The organism is Acinetobacter sp. NBRC 110496, from assembly GCF_000876115.1.
Taxonomy (GTDB): domain Bacteria; phylum Pseudomonadota; class Gammaproteobacteria; order Pseudomonadales; family Moraxellaceae; genus Acinetobacter.
In genome coordinates this window covers 1-1,939 of record NZ_BBTF01000125.1, presented here as the reverse complement: position 1 = coordinate 1,939, position 1,939 = coordinate 1, and the positions used below count along the sequence as shown (strand labels likewise).

Genomic DNA, 1,939 nt, shown 5'->3' with positions numbered 1-1,939 from the left:
TCATAATAATAGCGGCACATTTCTTCAAAAGTACGTCGATTTGATACATCTGTAAGTTCATCATGCTGACTCAAATGTAACAACTCAGAGGCCTGAATCCGCAAAATCTGTTCATCAATCTCTGATATTTTCGACTTTATAAATATTTTTCTTTCTTTAGAGGTTAACATCACACTAATCGAAAAACCGAGCAGTAAACTTCCAATCAGCGTCCGCCCAATCATTAAAAAGTCACTTGTATGATTAAGTAAATATAAAATAAACAAGATAGAAACTGCAGCAAATGAGCCAATCCACAACATATGTAATGGTCGAATTCCACTCAGAATAAATCCCAACATATATAAAAAGGCAATTAAAACCATCGCCTGATTCTGCAATACCAGATTGGAAACACTCATCATCAGCACTGAGGTCAATACAATAGTTAAGAAAACAATCAGGCAGGCTGTCGGATAAAATAAATTACTCAGCCTCTTAAATCTTGAAAAGACCCAAAATAAGAAAAGTGCAATACCAACAACCATTAAACTCAAAATACTGTAGATAAAATCGAGAACAAAATGCTCACTGGCACGTATGACAATAAAATTAGAGGGTAGAATCAGCAGAACAAAAACAGTATAGGTAATCACTCCCTGCCCAAAAAACTGAATTGCATTGAGGCGGGTTCGATCAACATTAAAGGTCCAAAATTCATTTTCTAATTGTTGAGGTAAAGTTTGATGAGAACTTTTTGACTTGGAATGTTGGGCAACAAGCTGCTCTAGGTCTTCTTTTGCCCTCTGCAACTGATCAAGATCATAGCCATTGTCCATCCCATACACTCTTTTTATACTGCACTATTTTTGTGCCGCATAAAAAATAACATAAATTCTCATTTTGTCATGTGCTTTGCTTAACCACTTATCCGTAATTGTAGTTACCATTTTCACACTTTATGCATTATTATTTGTATTATTTTTAAGTTTGAAGTAGACCTTGAATACTCTTACACTTTTGCAACCAGATGATTGGCACGCACACCTGCGTGATGGTTTAGCTTTAAAACGTACTGTCCCTGATTTAGCCAAACAATTTGCACGCGCAATTTGTATGCCCAATCTTGTTCCACCCGTCAAAACTGTAGATGAAGCTTTAGCCTATCGCGAGCGTATTCTTGCCCATGTCCCAGAAGGGCTTCATTTTGATCCGCGTATGGTGCTTTATTTTACCGATCACACTTCTCCAGATGAAGTGCGTAAAATTAAAGAGTCTGAATTTGTCAATGCCATCAAGCTTTATCCTGCGGGTGCAACCACTAACTCAGATAATGGCGTTAGTGATATTCGTAAAGTGTACGCTGTGATCGAACAACTGGAAGAACATCAAGTTCCGCTGTTGCTTCATGGTGAAGTCACGCATAATCATGTTGACATTTTTGATCGTGAAAAAAGATTCCTAGATGAAGTACTGTCACCGTTACTGAAGCAGTTCCCACAATTAAAAGTCGTACTAGAACACATTACAACAAGTGATGCGGCAAATTTTGTACTGGAACAAGATCGTAATGTTGCAGCAACCATTACCCCTCAACATTTATTATTCAACCGCAATGATATGTTAGTGGGTGGCGTCAAACCACATTTCTATTGCTTGCCAATTTTAAAACGTCAAACGCATCAAACCACCTTGCTGGAAGTGGCAACTAGCGGCAATCCAAAATTCTTCTTAGGTACAGATAGTGCTCCACATGCGCAAAATGCCAAAGAGAATGCCTGTGGTTGTGCAGGCTGCTATAGCGCACCTAATGCCATTGAGCTTTATGCACAGGCATTTGACCAAGTCGGTAAACTAGAACGTCTGGAAGGTTTTGCCAGCATGTTTGGTGCTGATTTCTATGGCCTACCACGCAATACTTCAACCATTACGCTCGTCAAAGAAGACATTACCGTCGCTG

1 protein-coding gene and 1 pseudogene are annotated in these 1,939 nt (G+C 38.9%); one reads left to right on the top strand and one right to left on the bottom strand.

What is annotated here, in order from left to right; all coding sequences use genetic code 11:
• Nucleotides 1–818 (bottom strand): annotated as a pseudogene (locus Aba26S_RS20815) (GGDEF domain-containing protein); the annotation flags it as partial.
• 163 nt (nucleotides 819–981) lie between these two features.
• Here Aba26S_RS20815 and pyrC point away from each other — a divergent pair.
• Nucleotides 982–1,939 (top strand): dihydroorotase (gene pyrC, locus Aba26S_RS20810; RefSeq protein WP_043975086.1); only part of this gene is annotated, 958 nt, incomplete at its 3' end.